This window comes from Novosphingobium panipatense, assembly GCF_900182875.1.
Taxonomy (GTDB): domain Bacteria; phylum Pseudomonadota; class Alphaproteobacteria; order Sphingomonadales; family Sphingomonadaceae; genus Novosphingobium; species Novosphingobium panipatense.
In genome coordinates this window covers 1-1639 of the sequence record NZ_FXUI01000054.1, presented here as the reverse complement: position 1 = coordinate 1639, position 1639 = coordinate 1, and the positions used below count along the sequence as shown (strand labels likewise).

Below are 1639 nucleotides of genomic sequence, written 5' to 3'. Positions count from 1 at the left end.
TGCGCTGCCCACCGCCATCGGCGCGCCGGCGGGTGCCACGCAGCACCCTGCCCTCGTCCGCGCACTCGACCAGGTCCGCCAGCACGCGCTGGCGGATGGCGGCATCCTGCCCTGGCTCGGCCTGCCGTTCGCGCTGCGCGATGGCGGCCTCTCCGCGAGCGCCCTCCCCTGCCTCGCCGGCGGCGCCAAGGCGTTCCGGCTGAAGCGGAAACCCGACACCGATGATTGGCTGGCGGCGTTGCGGGCGCTCGAACGATCGGCGCGCGAGGGTCTGGAACGGCTTCACGAGCTGGAGAAATACCATCGCAACGCCCAGCGCGCGATCGTCGACGCGTTCCGTCCGGGCGCCCTCCCCCGGCTGCTCGCGCTCACGCATCATCGCCCGCTGCTATCGCCCCAGGGGGTTGCCGATGCGCTGGCCCTCAGCGTCGCCGGCGCGAGCAAGCTGCTGGAGCGGGCCGTCGCTGCGGATCTTCTGGTCGAGATTACCCAGCGGCGCAGCTGGCGGCTGTTTCTGCCACCAGACCTTGCGGTCGAATTCGGCTATGCAGCCTCCAAGCGTGGCCGTCCGGCGAAGGAGCCCCCTCCCCTACCCGCGAGCCGGAATCTCGCCGTGGCTTTCGATGCATTTGATGAGGAAATGGCCGCCATCGACAAGCTGCTTACAAGCGCGCGCGGAACAAAGCTTTCGTCGCCATGACAGGTGCTGCGAATCAAACGCGAATTTGCGGTGGGAGCAAGTGGCGTTCAGAATCATGTGCGCCCTGATTTTGATCACAAACTTGTGGCAATTGACCCAAAATGCGCCCCAGCCAGAAGCCCGTACAGAGCGATTTGACGCTATTCATGAGTAAGGGATGTCAGAACGCCCAGAAGCGCCTGGTGAGGCCCTGGCGGCGTTTCAGGGCTATTTCTCGGTTTGTTCCGATTTTGAGGGACATGCTGGATATAAAGCACCCTGACTTCGGCGGTATGTACCCTACATCTCACAAGCTGATCGAACGAGGTGATTTCACGCGAGTGCTGCACCAGCAGAACGTGTGACCATAAGCGCCGCGAGGTTGATCGCTGTGGAAAGCTAGATACCGTTTGGATGCCCGTCCGATGGCAGACGCTCAGCATCAAGGTAGATCCAAGCTTCCAACAGGCCCTCGAGAGTTTGGACTTCGATCTGCGCTCGCCGATATTCGACTCCTTCGAAGGCGTCGAGGGGGACCCAGTGATGAGGCAGGTCAGGCGACAGGAAGAGGTGAACCGGGATCTCGTCCGCCATCGTCCGCGGGGATCAAGCCCGGGTAGCCAAGATGATGGGATCAGCTTCGGGTGCGCATTGTCGAATGTTGTCTCGCTGATTGATCGGGAGGCGAGTGATGCACGGTTCGGCAGCGGATGTTGAATGCCATCCTCTGGATGCTCTATGCTCGTGCGACATCGGGCACTGGGCCTTGCCATTGTGTTCGGTGCTTGCCGATGGCCTTCCCTGCCCCTTCAATCTTTTCATAAAAGGGAGAAGCGCCGCAGGCGCCGTTAATTCCTTTAGAAATAAAGATAGAAAGTTAGGCTGTGGATGCGCCGGCCGCGACTCATGGATTCATCACGAGTCGGGGAATTCAGCGCGTTCCCGTAATACCGTCCGACC

2 protein-coding genes are annotated in these 1639 nt (G+C 61.7%); one reads left to right on the top strand and one right to left on the bottom strand.

What is annotated here, in order from left to right; genetic code table 11:
- A partial coding sequence (locus tag QOL62_RS19760; RefSeq protein WP_283407310.1) for a hypothetical protein occupies nt 1-700 on the top strand: 700 nt, incomplete at its 5' end.
- 378 nt (nt 701-1078) lie between these two features.
- On the opposite strand, the gene QOL62_RS19755 is transcribed toward QOL62_RS19760, so the two are convergent.
- Complete coding sequence (locus QOL62_RS19755) at nt 1079-1273, bottom strand: hypothetical protein (protein ID WP_218821486.1); 195 nt, start codon at nt 1271-1273, stop codon at nt 1079-1081.
- Between the last annotated feature and the right edge of the window lie 366 nt (nt 1274-1639).

What these genes read in the sequence shown, in the direction of transcription:
- QOL62_RS19755 (WP_218821486.1), bottom strand. Translation starts at nt 1,273, where the DNA reads ATGGCGGACGAGATCCCGGTTCACCTCTTCCTGTCGCCTGACCTGCCT.